The organism is Nocardia anaemiae NBRC 100462 (assembly GCF_001612725.1).
Taxonomy (GTDB): domain Bacteria; phylum Actinomycetota; class Actinomycetes; order Mycobacteriales; family Mycobacteriaceae; genus Nocardia; species Nocardia anaemiae.
The window spans coordinates 21,349-42,826 of sequence record NZ_BDAZ01000015.1 but is presented as its reverse complement, the minus strand read 5'-3'; the positions used below and the strand labels follow the sequence as shown (position 1 = coordinate 42,826).

The following is a 21,478-nucleotide window of genomic DNA, read 5'->3' as shown; positions in this document are numbered from 1 at the left end:
CCTCCCCGGATCTGTACAGCCGACGAATTAGCATGTCGGCCATGCCCTCTCTCCTGCCAGGCGCTGACCGGTGACCACCGCCGACGCGATCGTGCTCGCGGGCGGACGTGCCAGCCGGATGGGGGGCGTCGATAAGCCGGCCATCGTCATCGGCGGCCGATCCATGCTCGATGCGGCCCTGGCCGCGGTGGCGCCGTGTGTGCGGACCGTGGTGGTGGGACCGCATCGGCCCGAATTGGACGCGCGGATCGTGCAGGTGCGGGAGGTGCCGCCGGGTTCGGGTCCGGTCGCCGCGGTGGGGGCGGGATTGCGCGCGCTCGGTCCGACCGCCGCCCCGCTGGTGGTGGTGCTCGCGGCGGATCTGCCGTTCCTGTCGCAGGCGACGGTGACCGAGCTGATTCGGCACGGTTCCGAATCCGGCGCGGACGCGGTATTCGCGGCCGATGAATCCGGTCGACCGCAATATCTGATCGGCGTGTGGCGACGGACGGCGCTGGCGGCCGCGTTGCAGCGGCTGGATTCGCTGATCAATCAGCCGATGAAGGCGCTGATCCCGGCCGATACGGTCACCGTCACCATGGCCGGTATCGCCGATTGCGATACCGAGGAGCAGGTGCGAAGGGCCAGGATGTCCTGGGAAGCCGGAGCCGTCGGCGCGGCTCGTCCCGCACCGGCGCCCGCGATTGCCGCAACGGCGCTGCCGCTGGATGAGGCACGGGATATCCTGCGCACCGGTCTGTCTCGACTCACCGAGTACCGGGCCGAATTGAGTTCCGTGCGCGGTGCCGCGCTCGCCGCGCCGCTGACGGCGGTCGGATCACTGCCGCGCTTCGATGTCTCCGCGATGGACGGATACGCGGTTGCCGGTGACGGACCGTGGCGTCTGCGGCGCGATATCGGCTTCGCGGGCGGTCGACGGCCGGTCGGGCTGCTGCCCGGTGAGGCCGTGCGAATCGCCACCGGCGCCCATGTGCCCGACGGCACCACGCGGGTGCTCCGCGACGAATTCGCGCGGATCGAGAATGGCGAAATGCTATACCAGCATGAGGATTCCCCGCTGCGCGCCGACATTCGCCGCCGCGGCGAGGACCGGGCCCCGGGCGATCTCGTCGCACCTGATGGCACACCGGTCACCGCCGGACTGATTTCCGCCGCCGCCAGTGTGGAGGTGACCGAAGCGATGGTGCGCGGCCCGGTTCGGGCTCGCATCATCATGACCGGCGACGAAATCCGCAGCACCGGCCCGCTGCAGACCGGTCAGACCCGCGACTCGATCGGGCCGATTCTGCCGGATGTGCTGTCCTGGTATGGAATTCGCGCGATCGATCGGGTGCACCTGCGCGATACTCCGCGTGGCTTCGACGAGGTGCTCGGCGCGGCCGACGACTGCGACCTGCTGGTGATCGTCGGCGCGACCGGCGGCGGCGCAGCGGACCAGCTGCGTGCGGCGATCACCCGTGCCGAGGCCCGAATCCTGGTGCACCGCTTGAAATTGCGTCCGGGCGGCTCCACGGTTGTCGCCGAATTATCCAGCGGCACAACAGTTCTCGGCCTACCTGGCAACCCCTTCGCGGCGGTTGCCGTGCTGATGGCGCTCTCACCCGCACTCGTCGACGGCCGAACCGGCAGCCATCCGCTGCGACCGCTCATCGGCCCGCTGCGCAACGCGAGCGCGATCTCCGGACCCGTCCCCCGCATCGTCCCGGCTCGGCTGGCCCCCTATGGCGGTTGGCTGGGCGATCCGCAGATCCGAACCACCCATCTGGGCGGCCTGGTCGACCGTGACGGCCTGGTCGTCGTCCCCGACGAGGCCGGTGACGACGACCTCGTCGAATTCCTCCCGCTCCGGGCGTAAAGAATCGATTTTTTCTTCCACTGATGATGTCCGCTCGCTATTGTGTGATGGTTAGGCGAATACAACATCACTTCGGAAAGGACCGAGTGGAGATGGCTGAAAAGTCGAAGAAAGCGCCTAAGAAAATGCCCAAGCAGATGGAACGGCAGCAGCAACAGCAGCGCCAGGACCAGGGCATGAACCGAGCAGGCTCGAGCAGCGATCGCGACCGCATGGAAAGCGATCAGCGTGGCCAGGGTTCAGAGCGGCGAAGCCCTGACCAGCGCCGTACCGGACAGCACTGATCTGAAACGGGCCGCCGGTTCCTCGATGTGAGCCGGTGGCCCGGCTGTGCGTGGGCCGATTCGTTTCGCCGGTCCGGTTCGCCAGCCGTTTCAAAACTATTCCCGACAATTCGTACCGGACAGCCGATGGCTTAATCCTTTCGAACGCGTCGCGCACGGTTCGAATTACATCGCCGATGGCCACGCCCCGGCGAGTTGTCATTTGCATGCAAAAATTATGCGTGCCCATCGAAGCGGGTCGAATGGGGATTCCCCGCACAAGCATTCATTTCGACTCGTCCGGTCGACGGCGGACGTCGAGCGCCGAGGCGCAGTAGCACTGGGATGTCGAGGACGCGACGGGTGGGATCAGGAATGGGGACCGCTTCCAGGAGGTGGCGTGTGTAGTCGACCCGAGGGGATGCGAATACCCCGGCGACGGGGCCGGTTTCGACGACGGCGCCCGCGCGTAGGACCACGACGCGGTCGGCGACCTGGTGGACCACCGCGAGGTCGTGGCTGATGAACAGGCAGGCACGGCCGAGTGTGCTCTTGCCGGAACCGGATTCGCCGACGAACGCGACGACCTCGCCGCGGCGGACCTGGAAGCCGACACCGTCGACGACGGTGCAGTCAGCGGTTAGGCGCACCGTGCGCAAAAGGCTGGTGACCGGGGTGGGTGGCGGCTTTGACTGGAATGATGCCTGTTCCATCCCATGCTCGCGGTTATGACGGTTTCACCGGCGCTATCGGCCGCACCACCGCCGACTCAACCCCCGAATGGGCCTATCCGCCCACCGCCCCCGATGGTGCGCCGAACATCATCGTGGTGCTCATCGATGACATGGGATACAGCGATATCGGCCCGTTCGGCTCCGAAATCGAGACCCCGACGCTGGACCGGCTGGCCGCCAACGGTCTTCGGCTCACCAATTACCACACCACCCCGCTGTGCTCGCCATCGCGCGCCTCGCTGCTGACCGGAATCAACGCCCACCGCGCGGGTTTCGGCTTCGTCGCGAATGCCGATCCCGGATACCCCGGTCTGCGACTGGAACTCGCCGACGATGTGCTGACCCTGCCGGAAATACTGCGCGCCAACGGCTATGCCACCTATGCGGTCGGCAAATGGCATCTGGTCCGCGATGCCACCATGAACCCCGCGGCACACCGGGATTCGTGGCCGACACAGCGCGGCTTCGACCGCTACTACGGTTCGCTGGAGGGCCTCAACTCCTTCTACTACCCGAACCAGTTGGTTTCCGACTCCTCGGTCGTCGACATCGAGGAATATCCCGAGGGTTACTACCTCACCGACGATCTGACGGATAAGGCGATCGGCTATATCAAGGAGCTGCGCGCGCACGACGCCACCAAACCGTTCTTCCTGTACTTCGCCCACGTCGCCATGCACGGACCGTTGCAGGCCAAGCCGGAGGATCTGGCCAAATACCGCGGCCGCTACGCCGAGGGCTGGGACAAGCTGCGGCAGACCCGTTTCGCCGATCAGCTTGCCGCGGGTCTGTTCCCGGCGGGGACACAGCAGAAGCCGCGCAATACCGAGCCGGGATACGAAGCCGCGGAATGGGATTCGCTCACGCCCGAGGAACAGCGACGCTTCGCGAGGTATATGGAGGTGTACGCGGGCATGGTCGACAGCATCGACCAGAGCCTGGGCCGCATCATCGACACCCTCGAGCAGCTGGGCGAACTCGACAACACCATCGTCCTGTTCACCTCGGACAACGGCGGCACCGCCGAGGGCGGACCGGAGGGCACCCGCACCTACTTCGCGGAATTCGCGCATATCACCGATCCGGACTGGATCGGTGACGTGCCGCATGACGAGGAGCTGATCGGCACCGCGAAACTGGGTGTGCACTATCCGCGCGGCTGGGGCCAGGCCTCCAATACGCCGTTCCGCTTCTACAAGGGCCAGACCTTCGCGGGCGGCGTGCGGGTGCCGTTCCTGCTGTCCTGGCCGAAGGGACTGCCGCGCACCGCGGATGACGACGGCATCCGGCACGAGTACACCTACGTCACCGATCTCGCGCCCACCCTGCTGGAACTGGCGGGGCTGCAGCGGCCGAGTTTGCGTAATGGATTGCCCGCCACGGATTTCGACGGCATCTCCGCCGTGGCGACGCTGCGCGATCCACGCGCGGGTTCCAAGCACACCGAGCAGTACTCGGAAATGGTCGGCAATCGCGGCTTCTACCGCGACGGCTGGAAACTGCTCTCGCTCTATGAACCCGGCACCGATATCGATGCGCCGCGGTGGCAGCTGTTCGATGTCCGCGCGGATCCGACCGAACTGCACGATCTTTCCGAGCAGTTCCCGGAGAAAGTCGCCGAACTCGCCGCCGCCTGGGACGAATCCGCCTGGGCCAATACGGTTTTCCCACTGGTCGCCCGCCAGGATCTGGCACGGCGGCGACCGGAAGAGGGACGCTTCTCCGCACCGGTGCGACTGCTGCCCGGCACACCGGCTCTGGAGCGCTACCGCTCGCAGCGATTGATCGCCTACCGCGACTTCACGATCGAAGCCGAACTCGGCGGCTACCGGCCCGGCGACGAGGGTGTGCTCGTCGCGCACGGTGATCCGCTCGGCGGCTATGTGCTCTACCTCGAGCACGGCCGAGTTGTTTTCGGGCTCAACAGCTATGGCATCTACAACGCCGTGACGAGCGAACCGCTCGCGGCGGGCGTCCGACGGATCACCGTGCGCGCCACCGTTCGTCCCCGGCTGCGCTCGGATTTCGTCATCGAGATCGACGGCGTACCGGGTCCGCGACTGCGCGATCAAGTGCAACTCGTCGGCATGTCACCGTGGACCGGCATTTCGGTCGGCGTCGATGCCCGCGGCCCGGTCTCCTGGGAGCTGCGCGAACGCCGCGGCACCTTCCGTTACACCGGCGACCTGCGCGCGATCACCTACATCCCGGGCCCGATCCAGGTGCCGCGGCAGACCATCGAGGCGGTGGAACGCGAGGCGGAGTTCGTCGCGGAATGAGCCGGGTGCAGATTTCCGGCGGCACCGCCCGTCCGATACCGTTGACCAGGGGCGACAGCCCACCGCGCACGAGGCGAAGGATGCACCTGATGGACGACAGTTCCCTGATCTGGGACGACGGTGCGCTGGTCACCATCGACCAGCGCGAACTGCCGCACGAGGTGCGTGAGCTGCGGCTCAGCACGGTCGACCAGGTGATCGACGCCATCAAGACGCTGGCCATCCGGGGTGCGCCCGCGATCGGCATCGCCGGTGCGTTCGGCGTGGTCATCGCCACCGGCGCGCACACCACCGACGGTGTCGTCGATGTGGCGCGGGCCGAGGCGGATGCCGCGCGGATCGCCGAGGCCCGGCCCACCGCGGTCAATCTGGCCTGGGCGGTGCGGCGGGTGCTGCCCGAGATACCGCTCGGCGCGGATGCGGTACTCGCCGAAGCCCAGGCCATGCTGGCCGAGGACGGGCGGGTCAACCGGGCCGCCGCGACCCATGCCGCCGATCTCGTGCAGCGGCTGTGCCCGGACCGGCCGTTGCGGGTGCTCACGCACTGCAATACCGGGCGGCTGGCGACCACCGCCTATGGCACCGCGATCGGGGCGATGCGGGTGCTGTCGGAGCGCGGTGCCATCGAGAACGTCCTGGTCGACGAGACTCGACCGCTGCTACAGGGTGCCAGGCTGACGGCCTGGGAGCTGGCCGAGGCGGGCATACCGCATCGGCTCACCATCGATTCGGCCGCCGCCTGGGCGATGGCGACCGGTCAGGTCGACTGTGTGCTGGTCGGCGCGGACCGCGTGAGCGCCAATGGCGATGTCGCGAACAAGATCGGCACCTATGGCTTGGCGATCGCGGCCAACCACCATGGCATTCCATTCATCGTGGTCGCGCCGGAGTCGACGCGTGATCCGAAGATGGCCACCGGTGCGGATATCGTCGTCGAACAGCGGGCCGCCGCCGAGGTGACCGGATTCGGCGGTGTCACAACGGCTCCCGTCGGTACCGAGGTTTTCAACCCGGCCTTCGATGTGACACCCGCGGAGTTGGTGACGGCGGTCGTCACCGAGCTGGGTGTCGTATACGGAGCGAATGCCGAAGGTGCGGCCATCGCCGATATCGCCCGCGAGCTATACGGGCGGGGCTGGATGCCGGGCACGGCGGGCAATATCTCGGTGCGCACCGGCGATACCGCGGTGATCACCGGCAGCGGTTTGTCCAAGGGCGAATTGACCGGTGCGGATATGGTGACCGTCCGCGTCGCCGATTCCGCGCCGACACCGAATCAGCGGCGAAAGCCCTCGGCCGAGACCACAATTCACACGGCGGTATACCGAACCACCGGTGCCGCGGCCGTTGTCCACATTCATCCGCCCTATGCGACGGCCGCCGTGACGCGCTCCGGCTCTCTCGACGCACCGACCATCCTGCGGATCACCGACTACGAACTCATCAAAGGTCTGCTCGCCAAGCAGCCGGACGGCACCTATCCGACCGTCCTTGACCTGCCCGTCTTCCCGAACTGGCCCGAGGTCGCGCGGATCGGCGCGGACATCGAGGCCTATCTGCTCGAAAATCCCACCGCGGCACCGGTATTGGCTATCGCCGGTCATGGGATCACGACATGGGCAGACAATCTTTCCCAGGCTCGCGACCGCGCCGAATGCCTCGAGGCCCTGTGTGAGCTGGTGGTCCGCACCGGCCGTCGGCAGGCATTCACCGCGCGCAATCCGAACGAGATCCTCGAGATTGGACTGACATCATGACGCTGTTGCAGGTTATGGCCGCCGACGGTGCCGACAAGATACTGCTGCGCACCACCGACGATGCGGTGATCGGGGCCGAATTGGCCGCGCGCGGTATCACTTTCGATCGGTGGCCGGTGCTGGGCAATGCCACCGAGACCGCCTCGGAGGAACTGCTCGCCGAATACGACGACCGGGTGGCCGAACTCAATGCCTCCGGCCGCTACCAGCATATCGATATCGCCCGCATCCATCCCGACGACGCGAATCCGGAGTGGCCGCAGATCGCCAAGGGCGCACGGGAGAAGTTCCTGAACGAGCATCGGCACGCCGAGGACGAGGTGCGGTTCTTCGCGGCCGGACGCGGCTGCTTCTATCTGCATCTGGGTTCGGAGGTCGTTGCGGTGGTATGCGAAGGCGGCGACCTGCTTTCGGTCCCGGCTGGCACACTGCACTGGTTCGATATGGGCACCCGGCCCGACTTCATCGCCATCCGCTTCTTCGAGGAGGCCGACGGCTGGGTCGGCGATTTCACCGGTGACCCGATCAGCTCTGGTTTCCCGACCCTCGATCAGCTGCTGACCGCCCCGTGATCGCCGCCGTCGTCCTCGATATCGAGGGCACCACCAGCCCGACCAGTTCGGTGCGCGAAGACCTCTACGGCTACACCCGCGCCCGCCTGCCCGAATGGCTTGCCGAAAACCGCACGGCCGCGGCCGCTCCCATTATCGCGGCCACCCGTGCACTCGCCGACCGCCCCGATGCCGACACCGAGGAGATCGCCGCGATCCTGCGCGACTGGCTCGGCTCCGATGTGAAGGCCGAACCGCTCAAGGCCGCGCAGGGCATCATCTGCGCCGAGGGCTTCCGCAGCGGCGCGCTGCACGGGGAGTTCTTCCCGGACGTCGCGCCCGCCCTCGCCGCCTGGCACGCCGCCGGTCTGCGGCTCTATATCTACTCCTCGGGATCGGTACGCAACCAACAGGATTGGTTCGCCTTCGCCCGCGGCGGCGATCTGACCGCACTGATCAGCGGCTACTTCGACCTGTCCAGCGCGGGCCCGAAACGCGAACCCGCCTCCTACGAAAAGATCGCGAGCGCCATCGGCACCCCCGCCGATCGCATCCTGTTCCTGTCCGACCATCCCGACGAACTCGATGCCGCCGTGAGCGCGGGCTGGGCGGTCACCGGTGTCCACCGGCCCGGCGAACCGAATCCCGCACGCCCGCCGCATCATTGGATCTCCTCGTTCGCGGAACTGACGCTGCCCTGAGCCATGCGCCTGCCGTGCGAGTCAGGCGCTGATCAGGAACGTCCCTGGGCGGCCGTGCAGGTCACTGATCGGCGCACCGGCTCGGGATGCCGAGGAAGAATTGGATCCTGCCCGGATGATTACCCGAATCCACCCGGAACAGTTGGACATCGAGTCGATAGCACTCCCCGGACGCGAGATCGCGCAGATGCATGGGCCGATCCCGGCCGTAGGTGGTACCGCCCGCGGCCCACATTCTGCGGAAGTCCGGGTACCCGCCGAGTTCGTCGAGGAATTCGGTGGACCAGGCGGTATCGCCGGACTGACCGATCAGTCCGCGCAGCCAGTCGACGGTCAGCGCGGCCTCGCGCTCCCATTCGACCATGACCTGTTTGGACAGCTCGTTGCCGAAGAACCAGCGCAGCACATTCACATCGTCGACCAGACCGGGAAATGCGGCCACATAGGAGTCATTACAGGCCAGGACATTCCATCGGGTATCGACATAGGCCGCCGCATTCGGCTCGTGCAGGCGCAGTCCGTCGCGCATATCGGTGCCGATCTCATTGCGCAGTTCGAGTACCGAGGGAAATCGGTCCACGCCCAATCCGGCCAGATCGAAAAACAGTCTGCGTTCGGCGTCGGTGAGCGGAGCGATCCGATCCAGATATCCGATCAGCGCATTCACCACTGTCCTGGTGGGATGTTCCCGGTCGCCGCTCTCCAGGTGGGTGATATAGCTGGTGCTCACGCCCGCGGCGAATGCCAGCTTTTCCCGAGAAATGCGTCGATCGTCACGCAGTCTGCGTAACTCACCACCGAAGGTGGGCGGGCGCACCCGAGCCCCGTCGCCGGACTCGGTCGACCTGCTTGGCACAGCAATACACTCCTATGAAGCTGTAGATGTAGTCGGTAGTTCTGCACAGAAGTGCGAGCCGATCCAATATTAAACGACGTGTTCCGACCGACACCCGCGTGTCGGCCGCCACATCGAGCGCGAATACCCCAGAGCACCAACAACATTCGCGCCGAAGCCGCGGAGCAAGCGCCGTCCGGATAGCTTCTGCCGTGCCCGGGCCGGGTTTCGTCGAACGTAGTCGAATGGTGGTCGCCCAGGGCGAATCCGACCGCCACATCACTACGCTCGGCGCGCTGTCGGAGGCGGATACCTAGGTGCCTCCGCAGGACTCGATGGCGGCCGCGGATCGTTCCATGTGCCGAAGGATCGTCGGTCGAGATCCCGATCGCCGAAACCATTGGCAAACCGATAGCGAATGGATCGGCAGGCCGCAGAATGGCTGTGCGCGGGGCTGTCCGACCACCGCGCGCGGGTGCGGAATCGGCCTCTCCAGCCTCCGCCGGACGTGTTAACAAATGTAAACCGCCTGAGAACCGGTGGTTTCCAAAGCATCACCGGCTAGTCCCCGAAACACCATCCGCAAGCCGCGTTTCGGCCGGTCAGAGCGGATCCGCCCTGGTCACATCGATGTCTTCGGCATTTCGCGGCAATCGCGCGGTGACCGTCACGTTGCGTCCACCTCACACCTCACGATCGCGGCCTGCGGGCTGTGAGAGATTCGTTTGGACGTGCGTCGTGCCCTCCTTACAGTCGGTGCATCAGCCCGATTTCACAACTCGAAGGGGGCGTCGTGGTTAATTCGCGCACTCAGGCTTCCGCGTCCTCCGATTCGGCCGATCGGCAATCCACCGACGCGAGTGACGCACTGCTGCGTCTCGGCAAATATTTCCACCGTGGCGAGGTCTCGACCGATCAGCGTAGCCTGCACCAGGTGGGCGGACGCAGCGCCGACGAGTTCTATCGGGACCGCTGGTCGCACGACAAGGTGGTGCGCTCCACGCACGGGGTCAACTGCACCGGATCCTGCTCCTGGAAGATCTATGTCAAAGACGGCGTGATCACCTGGGAATCGCAGCAGACCGACTATCCCTCGGTCGGCGCGGACAAGCCCGAATACGAACCGCGCGGCTGTCCGCGCGGCGCGTCCTTCTCCTGGTACACCTACTCCCCCGCGCGGGTGCGCTATCCCTATGTGCGCGGTGTGCTGCTCGAGTTGTATCGCGAAGCGAAGGAGCGGCTCAAGGATCCGGTACTGGCCTGGGAATCCATTGTCGAGGATCCGGAAAAGGCCAAGCGTTACAAGTCTTCTCGCGGTAAGGGCGGATTCGTGCGCGCGGAATGGTGGGAGGCCGCCGAAATCGCGGCCGCCGCGCATGTGCACACGATCAAGAAGTACGGGCCCGACCGGGTGGCCGGATTCTCCCCCATTCCGGCGATGTCGATGGTCAGCCATGCCGTCGGCGCACGGTTCATTTCGATGCTCGGCGGCTCGATGCTGTCGTTCTACGACTGGTATGCCGACCTGCCGGTGGCCTCTCCGCAGGTATTCGGCGATCAGACCGATGTGCCGGAATCGGCCGACTGGTTCGACGCGGGATACCTCATCATGTGGGGTTCGAATGTCCCGGTGACCCGGACCCCGGACGCGCACTACATGACCGAGGCCCGCTACCGCGGCCAGAAGGTCGTCGTGGTCTCACCCGACTATGCCGACAACACCAAATTCGCCGACGAATGGGTACCCGCGCGACCGGGAACCGATGCGGCCCTTGCCATGTCGATGGGGCACGTCATTCTGAAGGAATTCTTCGTCGAGCGCGATACGCCGCGGTTCCTCGACTACGTCAAGCGCTACACCGACCTGCCCTTCCTGGTGTGCCTCGACGATCCGGAGGGCTGGGACGCCAATGGCGACTACCACCACGACGGTGCGCTGCCGGGCAAATTCCTCACCGCCGCCGATCTCGGCCACACCGATGAGACCGCCGAGCACAAGATGGTGCTGCTCGATGCCGCGGGCAATCCGGTGGTGCCCAACGGTTCGCTCGGACACCGCTTCACCGCGGGTGACGCGGGCAAGTGGAATCTGGATCTCGAGGGCGTCGATCCGCTGCTGACCCTGCACGACCGCGCCGACCAGCGCCCGGTCGCGGTGCAGCTGGCCCGCTTCGATACCGATACCGCTGGCGTGCTGGTGCGCGGCGTGCCGACGATCACCGTCGCGGGCAAGCGGGTCACCACGGTATTCGACCTGCTGCTCGCGCAGTACGGGGTGGGACGCGACGGGCTGCCCGGCACCTGGCCGACCGGCTACGACGACGCTGCGGAGCCCTACACCCCGGCCTGGCAGGAGGCCATTACCGGCGTACCCGCCGCGCAGGCGCGGCGCATCGCCCGCGAGTTCGCCGATAACGCCGATAAATCCGGCGGTCGCTCGATGATCCTGATGGGTGCGGGTACCAATCACTGGTTCCACTCCGACCAGATCTACCGCTCCTTCTTCACGCTGACCCTGCTCACCGGCTGTCAGGGCGTGAACGGCGGTGGCTGGGCGCATTACGTAGGCCAGGAGAAGTGTCGTCCGGTAACCGGTTGGTCCACCCTGGCATTCGGGCTGGACTGGCAGCGACCGCCGCGTCAGATGCAGGGCACCGTGTTCTGGTACCTCAGCAATGACCAGTGGCGCTACGACCCGTTCACCGCGCAGTCCTTCGCCTCCCCGCTGGGCACCGGGAAGTTCGCGGGCCGTACCGCCGCGGACAATATCGCGCTGGCCAGTCGCCTCGGCTGGATGCCGAGTTATCCGACCTTCGATCGCAATCCGCTGGATCTGGTGGACGAGGCCGAGGCCGCGGGCAAATCCGCACCCGAACATGTGGTGGACGGACTGAAATCCGGTGACCTGCGCTTCGCCTGTGAGGATCCGGATGCGCCGGAGAACTTCCCGCGCTGCCTGACCGTGTGGCGGGCAAATCTGCTCGGCTCCTCCGGTAAGGGCAACGAGTACTTCCACAAGCACCTACTCGGCGCGGACTCCAATCTGCAGACCACCGATGCCGAGGGTGTGCGGCCGCAGGAGCTGGTCTGGCGCGAGGATGCTCCGAGCGGGAAGCTGGATCTGCTGCTCTCGCTGGACTTCCGGATGACCAGCACCACGCTGTTCTCCGATATCGTGCTGCCCGCCGCCACCTGGTACGAGAAGCACGATCTGTCCTCCACCGATATGCACCCGTTCGTGCACGCCTTCTCCCCCGCCATCTCCCCGCCGTGGGAGGCCAAGACCGACTTCGAGGCGTTCCACCGGATCGCGCGCGGGTTCTCCTGGATGGCCGAGAAGCATCTGGGCAAGCGCAAGGATATCGTCGCGGTACCGCTGCAGCACGATTCGCCGGATGCGCTGGCCCAGGCCGGTGGCCGGGTCCTGGACTGGAAAGCCGGTGAGTGCGAACCGATTCCGGGTAAGACCATGCCCAAGCTGGTCGTGGTCGAGCGGGACTACCCGAAGCTCGCGGAGAAGATGGCCGCGCTCGGACCGCTGATCGATACGCTCGGTGTCACCACCAAGGGCGTCACCACACATCCGGACGAAGAGGTGGCCTACCTCGCAGGGGTGAACGGCACCGTGGTTTCCGGTGTGGCCCAGGGACGTCCGTCGCTGGCCAAGGACACCCACGCGGCCGAGGCCATCCTCGCACTGTCCGGCACCACCAACGGCAGACTCGCGGTCGAAGGCTTCCAGGCGCTGGAACGGCGCACCGGCACCGAGCTGGCCGATCTCGCCGCCGAGCACGAGGGCAAGCGAATCACCTTCGCGGACACGCAATCTCGGCCAGTGCCGGTGATCACCTCGCCGGAGTGGTCGGGTAGTGAGACCGGCGGACGACGGTATTCGCCGTTCACCATCAATACCGAACGACTCAAGCCATGGCACACCCTGACCGGGCGCCAGCACTTCTACCTCGATCACGACTGGATGGCCGAACTCGGTGAGCAGCTGCCGGTATTCCGGCCGCCGCTCGATATGAGCGCGCTGTTCAGTGAGCCCGGGGTGGGGTCCGTCGGTGACAACGGCGTCACCGTTCGGTACCTGACCCCGCATTCGAAGTGGTCCATCCACTCGGCCTACCAGGACAACCTGCACATGCTGACGCTCTCGCGCGGTGGGCAGTCGATCTGGATGTCGGATCGGGACGCCGCGAAAATCGGTGTGTCGGACAATGACTGGATCGAGGCGGTCAACCGCAACGGCGTGGTCGTCGCGCGGGCCATCGTCAGCCACCGGATGCCCGAGGGCACGGTGTTCATGTACCACGCCCAGGACCGGGCGGTGGATGTGCCGCGCATCGAGGGTGCGCCGGGCGGATTCGATTGGAGCGCACCGGATAAGCAGCCGGGCAAGGGCAAGCGCGGCGGCATCCACAACGCGCTGACCCGCATCATGATCAAGCCATCGCATCTCATCGGCGGTTATGCGCAGCAGTCCTTCGCGCTGAACTACCACGGCCCCACCGGAAATCAGCGCGACGAGGTCACGACCATTCGCCGACGCAACCAAGAAGTGGAGTACTGACATGATCCGACGAGGTCACGACGCTCCGCTCGATGGCCGCAACCAAGAAGTGGAGTACTGACATGATCCGACGAGGTCACGACGCTCCGCTCGATGGCCGCAACCAAGAAGTGGAGTACTGACATGATCCGACGAGGTCACGACGCTCCGCTCGATGGTCGCTCGCAGGAAGTGGAGTACTGACATGCGTGTCATGGCACAGATGGCCATGGTGATGAACCTGGACAAGTGCATCGGGTGTCACACCTGCAGCGTCACCTGCAAGCAGGCGTGGACCAACCGCGGCGGCACCGAGTACATGTGGTTCAACAATGTGGAAACCCGTCCCGGACAGGGTTATCCGCGCCAGTACCAGGACCAGGAGAAGTGGAAGGGCGGCTGGACGCTCAACAAGCGCGGCAAGCTGACCCTGAAGTCGGGTTCGCGGCTGAAGCGGCTGCTCAATATCTTCGCCAATCCGGATCTGCCCACGGTGTCGGACTACTACGAGCCGTGGAGCTACGACTACGACAATCTGCTGTCCGCGCCCGCCATGGACACCAGTCCGGTGGCGCGGCCGAAATCGCTGATCACCGGCCAGGATACGAAGATCACCTGGGGCGCCAACTGGGACGACGATCTGGGCTCGGGACCGGAGCAGGTCGGCAAGGACCCGCTGCTGACCAAGCTGTCGGATCAGGTGAAGCTGGAGTTCGAACAGACCTTCATGTTCTACCTGCCGCGGATCTGCGAGCACTGCCTCAATCCGTCGTGTGTGGCCTCGTGCCCGTCGGGGGCGATCTACAAGCGGTCCGAGGACGGCATTGTGCTCGTCGACCAGGACAAATGCCGTGGCTGGCGACAGTGCGTCAGCGGCTGCCCGTACAAGAAGATCTACTTCAACCACAAGACGGGCAAGGCGGAGAAGTGCACGTTCTGCTACCCGCGCGTGGAGGTCGGCATTCCGACGGTCTGTTCGGAGACCTGTGTCGGGCGGCTGCGCTACATCGGCGTCATGCTCTACGACGCGGATGCCGTGCAGGCGGCGGCCTCGGTCACCGAAACCAAGGATCTGTATCCCTCGCAGCTCGGAGTGTTCCTCAATCCGCATGATCCGCGGGTGATCGCGGAGGCCGAGCGGGCCGGGATCTCACCGGAGTGGATCGAGGCCGCGCAGAATTCGCCGGTCTACAAATTGATCGTCGATTACCAGATCGCGCTGCCGCTGCATCCGGAATACCGCACCATGCCGATGGTTTGGTATGTGCCGCCGCTGTCGCCGGTGGTGGATGTGCTTTCCGAGACCGGTCATGATGCCGAGGATGCGTCGAATCTGTTCGGCGCCATCGACGCACTGCGCATTCCGGTCGAGTACCTGGCCGAATTGTTCACCGCCGGTGAGATCGGGCCGGTGCGAGCGTCGTTGCAGCGGCTGGCGGCCATGCGGTCGTTCATGCGCTCGGTGAATCTCGGTATGGAACCGGATCCGTCCATCGCACCGTCGGTGCGGTTGGAGCCGGAGGAGATCGAGGCGATGTACCGGCTGCTGGCCATCGCGAAATACGAACACCGGTATGTGATTCCGCATGGCGCGACTTCGCAGGCGCACGAACTGGATTCGCTGGCCACCGGATGCAGCCTTGATACCGACGGCGGGCCGGGTATGACGGCATTCGACACGATGGTGGAGAAGTTCCACCTGACCGACGCCAATGGCGCCGCGCCGGAGGAGAAGTCGAATCGGATCAATCTGTTGAATTGGGATGGGCGCAGCACCGACGGACTGCTGCCGACCGCGCGCAACGGCAATGGGGCCAATGGGCACGGGACCAATGGCTCGACGAAAAACGGTGCGGCCACGAATGGTTCGGCCACCAATGGTTCGGGACCGGGCACGAACGGCTCCAGCACACCGACACCGACCGGAGCGACCCTGACACCCGGGGGCGCATGATGGCATTGCTGAAAGTGCGCCGCAGGCCCGAGCCTGTCGCCCAGCTGTCCGAGCGAGATTGCCGCCTGGTGTGGCGGATCACCGCACTGCTGCTCGACTATCCGAGCGAGCAGATGTTGGCAACCGTCGACCAGATCGATGAGGCCGCAACGCAATTGCCGGACGTGGTAGGCGCGCCGCTGCTGGAATTCATCCACCATCTGCGCGCCACCCCGCCGATGACGCTGGCCCAGCAGTACGTCGAAACCTTCGATCTGCGCCGCCGTTCCAGCATGCACCTGACGTTCTACGCCTACGGCGACACCCGCAAACGCGGTATGGCGCTGCTGCGGTTCAAGCACGCCTACCGGCACGCCGGTGTCGAACTCGGCGACGAAGAGTTGCCCGACCACCTGCCGGTACTGCTGGAATTCGCCGCGACCGTCGACCCGATCGGCGGTGAACGTCTGCTGGGCGAACACGTCCCGGTGATCGAGCTACTGCGACTTTCCTTGGCGGACAACGGATCCCCGTACGCCGGAGTGCTGGCCGCCGTCGTCGCCACCCTGCCGCCGCTGACCACCGCGGACCGCCGTCGCATAGCCGAACTCGCCGCCCAGGGCCCGCCCGAAGAAGAGGTCGGACTCGACCCCTTCGCCATGGACCCATCGCTGTTCGACGGATCGGAAGCCCGCCGATGACCACCACCTTCTGGATGACGCTGCCCTACGTGGCCTTCACCTCGTTCGTGCTCGGCCACCTGTGGCGCTACCGCAACGACCAATTCGGTTGGACCACGCGGTCTTCCCAGATCTACGAGAGCCGCCTGCTGCGCCTGGGCAGCCCCCTGTTCCACTTCGGCATGCTCGGCGTGATCGGTGGTCATGTACTCGGTGTGCTGATTCCGGAATCCTGGACCAACGCTGTGGGGATCTCCGAGCACACCTACCATGTGGTCGCGGTCGCGGCGGGTTCGGTCGCCGGACTCGCGGTCATCCTCGGTGTCGGCATCCTGCTCTACCGCCGCATCACCGTCCCCGCCGTGCGCAAGGCAACCACCCGCAATGACCAACTGATGTATGTGCTGCTGGCCGCCGCCCTGATCACCGGTCTGCTCAATACCTGGGGCAGCAACCTGCTGTGGGGTACCTACAACTACCGCGAGACCGTATCCCCCTGGTTCCGTAGCCTTTTCACCCTCCATCCAGAGCCCGAGCTGATGGTCGGCACACCGTGGACCTTCCAACTGCACGGTCTGGTCGTGCTCACCCTCATCGCCATCTGGCCATACACCCGCCTGGTACACATGTTCAGCGCGCCCGTCGGCTACCTGACCCGGCCGTACATCGTCTACCGCGCCAGAGAATCCAACGCTCCGGACAAGCGTCGCTACGCGCGCGCCTGGGATGCTCCCGTCACGCCGGAAACCTGGCGCTGACCCCCCGAGTTCGGGTCCTCTCACCCGATGCCCCGCAGCCCGTCCGCCCGCATCGGGCGGACGGGCTGTGTTATTGGACAGCAAACACACCCGGCGAATACCGATGGCGCGCCAACTGACGTGATAGGAATTCGACCCATGTACCGGCCTGTGCCCATAGTTCGCTCGCTGCGCTCCCTCACGCGATGCCTGGTTTTCCTGTTGGCGCTTTGCGCCGCGACCATCCCCGTCACCGCAGGAGCCGATCCCGGCTCCCAGATTCTCGACGTCCGGCCATTGGGCGGGCGGCAGTTCGAGGTCGTAGTCCATTCGGCGGCGATGAATCGCCCCATCACACTGTGGATGTCGCATCCCGGTTCCGGAGCGCCCGCGCTCTATCTGCTCAATGCGGTCGACGGCGGCGAGGACGGTGGGCCGTGGACGACCCGCACGGATGTCGCGAACTTCTTCGCGGATAAGAACGTCAATGTGATCGTGCCGATGGGGGGACGCGCGAGCTACTACACCGACTGGCTCAACGACGACCCGGTACTCGGCCGCAACAAATGGGCGACGTTCCTGACCCAGGAACTGCCGCCACTGCTGGAGTCGCGTTTCGAAATGACCGGACGCAATGCCATTGCGGGCGTGTCGATGTCGGCGACCTCGGCACTGAATCTAGCCATCAACGCACCCGGCATGTATCAGGCGGTGGGCGCCTACAGCGGCTGCCCGCGCACCAGTGACCCGGCGGCCAATGCCTATGTGCACGCCGAACTCGCGGTCTTCGGCGCGAATGCGGACAACATGTGGGGTGCCCCGAACAATCCGGCCTGGGCCGACAACGATCCCTTACTGCACGTCGATCGGCTGCGCGGCTTGGCGCTCTACGTCTCCTCGGGCACCGGCTCACCCGGACCGCACGAAAACCTCGGCGATGGCGGCATCGCCGGTAATCCGATCCGCCTGGCCGACCGCATGCTGGTCGGCGGTGTCATGGAGACCTTCATCGATGGCTGCACCCGCCCCTTTGTGGATCGGCTGGCCGCGGCAGGCGTGCCCGCCACCGTGAATCTGCGGCCGGGTGGCACCCACGCTTGGGCCTACTGGCAGGACGACGTCCACCAGTCCTGGCCGCTGTTCGCCGCCGCGATCGGCGCATAGCCGACTTGTCGGTGCCATGGTCGACAATGCGGTATGGCATATGACAAGGTCCTCGCCGATCGGATACGGGAGCTGATCGACCCGACGCCGGAGGTGAGCGAGAAAAAGATGTTCGGCGGTCTCGCCTTCCTGATCAACGGCAATATGGCGGTCGCGGCGAGCTCGAAGGGTGGTCTGCTGGTCCGCGTCGACCCGGCCGAGACCACCACTCTGCTCGCCCGCGAATACGTCGGCACGATGGTGATGGGCGGTCGCGAAATGAACAACTGGCTGCGGGTCGACGGCGCGGCCGTCACCGATGACGAAGCGCTCGATGAATGGGTCGATCGCGGCGTCAGCTACGCTCGCTCGCTTCCGCCCAAGGAGAAATAGCGGTTCAGTGGACCAGGCGGCGGAAGGTGAGTTTGTCGAATTCCCGACCGTATTCGTCCACCGCGACCACATCCATTTCGCTGGCGAAGATGCCGGGGCGGACATCCACGCGCAGGAACGAGTAGTTGCGGAACCGCACCCGCGACCACGGAGCCGCCTCGTCCTGTTTGCCGCCGGATGCGGTCCACACGTAGCTGTTCGGGACCGTGGTGTCCGGCAATTCATTGCCGCGGAAGGTTTCCCGCGAACCGGGTTGGAAGTCGTAGCGCGGGCGGCCGCCACCGCCGACGGTGTAGTAGACCGTGCCGTCGGTGTCGGGGTAGACGATCGAATTGTCCGCGGCGATCCTGGTCGCGGCGCCACCGCGGATCGGATCCGTGCGTTCGTAGACGTGATTGTGGCCCTGCAGCACCAGATCCACCTGATACCGGTCGAACAAGTCGACCCACGCATCGCGCACACCGCCGTCGCTGGCATGTGAATCGGTGGTGGAGTACGCGCAGTGGTGGAAGAAGCAGACCAGGAAATCGATATCGGGGTCCGCGCGGTAGGCCGCGAGGGTGCGCTCCACCCAACTGGTCTGCGCCCCATCGGAATACCCGGTATTGGCCTTGATCTCATAGCTGACGTCATTGGCGTCGAGCGAGAGGACCGCGACATTGCCGTAGGTGAACGAATACGCCGACGGGCAGCCCGCCGGACCGTTGCCGGGGAAGTCCAGCCGCGCCAGATGTCCGCCGTAGCCGTGCTGGCCGTAGGTCGCTTCCATATCGTGGTTGCCGGTGGCGAACATCCACGGGGTCTCGGCGGCACTGCGTTCGATGGCCCCGAAGTAGACATCCCAGACGTATGGGTTGTACTTATCGAAACCGGAGCGGAGCTTCGCGCCGTTGGCGACGAATTCGTTCGGTTTCCCCCCGCCGGATGGGTCGGCGTAGGCGATATCACCGGCGAGAATGTGGAAATCCGGTTTGGCCGCGGCGATTTGGCGCAGCACATTGCTCGCGTGCGCAGCATTCGGATCGTTATCGGGCTTGTAGTACTTGTCGTCGTAATCGCCGGGCACGGTGCCCTGCGGCAGCGCAGGAGTCTCGTCGGTGCCCTGATCGCCCATCATGGTGAAGCGGAACGGCAGGATCGCACTGCGCGCACTCGCCATCGCGGGTGCGGCGGCGCGGATATCGCCGGTGAATCCGTCGGAGGTGCGCCAGCGATAGAAATGCGGTACGCGCCCGGGTAGGCCGTCGACCGGGGCGTGCACGTAGAACTGTTCGGCCGCGAGGACGCCGCCGTCCGCGGACGGGACCTGAGTCAGCAGGTTGCGCACCTCGGCCTCGACGGTGCCGCCGAGCGCGGGCGTCGGGCCGTGGTCCAGGAAGACCCTGGTACCGGCCGGTGGCCGGGAGAGCTGACCGGCGAACCGGAGCTGACTGGTGGCATCCGGCCCGTATCCGACACGTCGACCGCCGACCGCGAGCTGTGCGTCCTCGGCGTAGGCGCGCCTGCCGAACGGTGACGTTCCCACGGCGGCGACAGCGGCGGCCGCCGCGGCACCGCGCAACACATTGCGCCGGGAAACCGCGTGTCGCCGTAGATAATTCCGATGCCACTCGTGCTGCTCGGCCATGGTCATATGGGCGGCCTCGGCGGCGGGAATTCCGGTATCCGGCAGATCGCCAGCGGGGTTCATCGGATTCGACGGCACAAAGACCGATGCTCTACGGCTGCGGCGCGTCACGCAACTCGACACCGCTTCCCAGTCACGAACAATTCGTGAACTCTGGTCCGGAGTACGACAACCGCGTCCCGAGCGCCCCGGGCGTTAGCCGGGCACCCAACCCACGGTGCCTGGCTACGACGAGGAGTGCCCGGATGTGTCGGCGCAGCGCCGGTCGAGCACTGGCCTGCGCGACGATAGCCGCCCAATTCGCACAAAACGAACGAATGCACCAGCGGCAGTGGCGATCTCGCCCTTCTCCGACGACGGCTTCGGGGCTAGGCTGCGGCGATGACGCCAATTACGCGTGCCGCGGCCGTCGCGGTCGCCCTGGGCGGCTCCGTATTCGGTGCCGCGAGCGCACACGCGACGCCCGGTACCGATATCACCGCGGTCACCCTCGCCCAGACCCAGATCCCGGCCGGACTCCTGCCGTTCGTCGCGGGCACCGATCTCGTCGTCCGCGAAATCACCATCGCCCCAGGCGGTTCCACCGGTTGGCACTATCACGACGGACCGGTCTTCGGCTTCGTCCGCTCCGGCACCCTCACCCATCCCGGCCCCGACTGTGTGGCTCCGGTCTTCCACACCGGCGATTTCATCTACGAACCCGAGGGCGCATGGAACGTGCACATCGGCCGCAATCTCGGTCCCGACCCGCTCGTCCTCGACGTGGTCTACGCCCCGCCCACCGGCAAGCCGCTCTTCGAAGACGCCGACGCCCCCGACTGCGCGTAGGCAGCGCTGCGACCGCTGTCTGATGGCTCGCATCCCGAACCGCGAGGTAGACTCGAACATAAGTTCGAATCGAGGGGTTCCGGATGCGGGCGTTACGTCGAGCCGAGATTGCGGGGTTGCTGGCCAGCGATATCGTCGCGCACTTGGCCACCATCGACGCGGCCGGATATCCGCACGTCACGCCGATGTGGTTCCTGTGGGATCAACAGGCCTTCCGGCTGACCAGCTGGGCTGGGCGGCCGCATTTGCGGCGGATCCTGGCGAATCCGCGGGTCGGGTTGGTGATCGATCGGGAGGTTGTGGGTTCGCGCGACGGCGGGCAGCGGCCGAACAGGCAGGTGCGAGTGATCGGGGATGCCGAACTGACCATCGATGCGGATGGTGTGTGGACCCAGCGCATCTGGGAGAAGTACGGGAGTGGGCCGGTGCTGGGTGAGGTAGAGCGCGCGCGGGTGCTGATCACGATCACCCCGGATCGATTCGTCGCCGTCGCGAGCGTCTGACCCGCGCGAAAATATTTCCTCAGAAATTTCGCGGAGATATGTCGAAGGCTGCGGGGCGGCTCCGACCGAAGGGTGACAGCAGGTCATAACCAAGCCAAGGAGCCAAC

General features: G+C 65.8%; 17 protein-coding genes. 14 read left to right on the top strand and 3 right to left on the bottom strand.

Annotation, left to right across the window (positions count from 1 at the left end; genetic code table 11):
• Window positions 1–70: 70 nt before the first annotated feature.
• Window positions 71–1,855, top strand: a complete 1,785-nt coding sequence (locus NA5_RS10205; protein WP_084484007.1) for an NTP transferase domain-containing protein — start codon at window positions 71–73, stop codon at window positions 1,853–1,855.
• Window positions 1,856–1,947: 92 nt separating this feature from the next.
• The gene (locus NA5_RS10200) at window positions 1,948–2,139 is read left to right on the top strand and encodes a hypothetical protein (protein WP_157110317.1); all 192 of its coding nucleotides are present in this window, start codon (window positions 1,948–1,950) and stop codon (window positions 2,137–2,139) included.
• Between the two features lie 215 nt (window positions 2,140–2,354).
• Here NA5_RS10200 and NA5_RS43470 read toward each other — a convergent pair whose 3' ends face one another.
• Window positions 2,355–2,831 carry an ATP-binding cassette domain-containing protein gene (locus NA5_RS43470; protein ID WP_084484006.1) on the bottom strand — a complete coding sequence of 159 codons (477 nt, stop codon included), beginning with the start codon at window positions 2,829–2,831 and terminating at the stop codon, window positions 2,355–2,357.
• Here NA5_RS43470 and NA5_RS10190 point away from each other — a divergent pair.
• The 4 genes from NA5_RS10190 (at window position 2,819) to mtnC (ending at window position 8,140) form a co-directional block, all read left to right on the top strand.
• Window positions 2,819–5,131, top strand: a complete 2,313-nt coding sequence (locus tag NA5_RS10190; RefSeq protein ID WP_062984507.1) for an arylsulfatase — start codon at window positions 2,819–2,821, stop codon at window positions 5,129–5,131. The genes NA5_RS43470 and NA5_RS10190 overlap by 13 nt on opposite strands.
• An 89-nt stretch (window positions 5,132–5,220) precedes the next feature.
• Complete coding sequence (locus NA5_RS10185; protein WP_062984506.1) at window positions 5,221–6,888, top strand: bifunctional S-methyl-5-thioribose-1-phosphate isomerase/methylthioribulose 1-phosphate dehydratase; 1,668 nt, start codon at window positions 5,221–5,223, stop codon at window positions 6,886–6,888.
• Window positions 6,885–7,460 carry a 1,2-dihydroxy-3-keto-5-methylthiopentene dioxygenase gene (locus NA5_RS10180; RefSeq protein ID WP_062984402.1) on the top strand — a complete coding sequence of 192 codons (576 nt, stop codon included), beginning with the start codon at window positions 6,885–6,887 and terminating at the stop codon, window positions 7,458–7,460. Before NA5_RS10185 ends, NA5_RS10180 begins: the two co-directional genes overlap by 4 nt.
• A complete protein-coding gene (mtnC, locus tag NA5_RS10175) occupies window positions 7,457–8,140 on the top strand; it encodes an acireductone synthase (protein ID WP_062984400.1) in 684 nt (227 codons plus the stop codon). The genes NA5_RS10180 and mtnC overlap by 4 nt, the downstream gene beginning before the upstream one ends.
• Before the next feature lie 61 nt (window positions 8,141–8,201).
• Here mtnC and NA5_RS10170 read toward each other — a convergent pair whose 3' ends face one another.
• On the bottom strand, window positions 8,202–8,996 hold the full coding sequence (locus NA5_RS10170) for a helix-turn-helix domain-containing protein (RefSeq protein ID WP_084484005.1): 795 nt from the start codon (window positions 8,994–8,996) through the stop codon (window positions 8,202–8,204).
• Between the two features lie 772 nt (window positions 8,997–9,768).
• Between NA5_RS10170 and NA5_RS10165 the strand changes: the two genes are divergently transcribed.
• The 6 genes from NA5_RS10165 to NA5_RS10140 all read left to right on the top strand — a co-directional run bounded on the left by NA5_RS10165 (window position 9,769) and on the right by NA5_RS10140 (window position 18,413).
• Complete coding sequence (locus NA5_RS10165; RefSeq protein ID WP_062984397.1) at window positions 9,769–13,548, top strand: nitrate reductase subunit alpha; 3,780 nt, start codon at window positions 9,769–9,771, stop codon at window positions 13,546–13,548.
• Window positions 13,549–13,732: 184 nt separating this feature from the next.
• Window positions 13,733–15,481: a nitrate reductase subunit beta gene (narH, locus tag NA5_RS10160; RefSeq protein WP_062984395.1), complete on the top strand. Its 1,749-nt coding sequence runs from the start codon at window positions 13,733–13,735 to the stop codon at window positions 15,479–15,481.
• Window positions 15,481–16,161, top strand: coding sequence for a nitrate reductase molybdenum cofactor assembly chaperone (gene narJ / locus NA5_RS10155; protein ID WP_062984393.1), 681 nt, complete (start codon window positions 15,481–15,483; stop codon window positions 16,159–16,161). Before narH ends, narJ begins: the two co-directional genes overlap by 1 nt.
• A complete protein-coding gene (narI, locus tag NA5_RS10150) occupies window positions 16,158–16,898 on the top strand; it encodes a respiratory nitrate reductase subunit gamma (RefSeq protein ID WP_062984391.1) in 741 nt (246 codons plus the stop codon). Before narJ ends, narI begins: the two co-directional genes overlap by 4 nt.
• A gap of 138 nt (window positions 16,899–17,036) precedes the next feature.
• The gene (locus NA5_RS10145; protein WP_084484004.1) at window positions 17,037–18,041 is read left to right on the top strand and encodes an alpha/beta hydrolase; all 1,005 of its coding nucleotides are present in this window, start codon (window positions 17,037–17,039) and stop codon (window positions 18,039–18,041) included.
• Between the two features lie 33 nt (window positions 18,042–18,074).
• Complete coding sequence (locus NA5_RS10140; protein WP_062984389.1) at window positions 18,075–18,413, top strand: TfoX/Sxy family protein; 339 nt, start codon at window positions 18,075–18,077, stop codon at window positions 18,411–18,413.
• Between the two features lie 4 nt (window positions 18,414–18,417).
• On the opposite strand, the gene NA5_RS10135 is transcribed toward NA5_RS10140, so the two are convergent.
• A complete protein-coding gene (locus NA5_RS10135) occupies window positions 18,418–20,118 on the bottom strand; it encodes a metallophosphoesterase family protein (protein WP_157110316.1) in 1,701 nt (566 codons plus the stop codon).
• 303 nt (window positions 20,119–20,421) lie between these two features.
• On the opposite strand from NA5_RS10135, the gene NA5_RS10130 reads away from it, so the two are divergent.
• Together NA5_RS10130 and NA5_RS10125 are read left to right on the top strand one after the other, a co-directional pair.
• Window positions 20,422–20,868, top strand: coding sequence for a cupin domain-containing protein (locus tag NA5_RS10130; RefSeq protein ID WP_062984385.1), 447 nt, complete (start codon window positions 20,422–20,424; stop codon window positions 20,866–20,868).
• An 83-nt stretch (window positions 20,869–20,951) separates the two neighbouring features.
• A complete protein-coding gene (locus tag NA5_RS10125; RefSeq protein WP_062984383.1) occupies window positions 20,952–21,371 on the top strand; it encodes a pyridoxamine 5'-phosphate oxidase family protein in 420 nt (139 codons plus the stop codon).
• Window positions 21,372–21,478 lie beyond the last annotated feature (107 nt).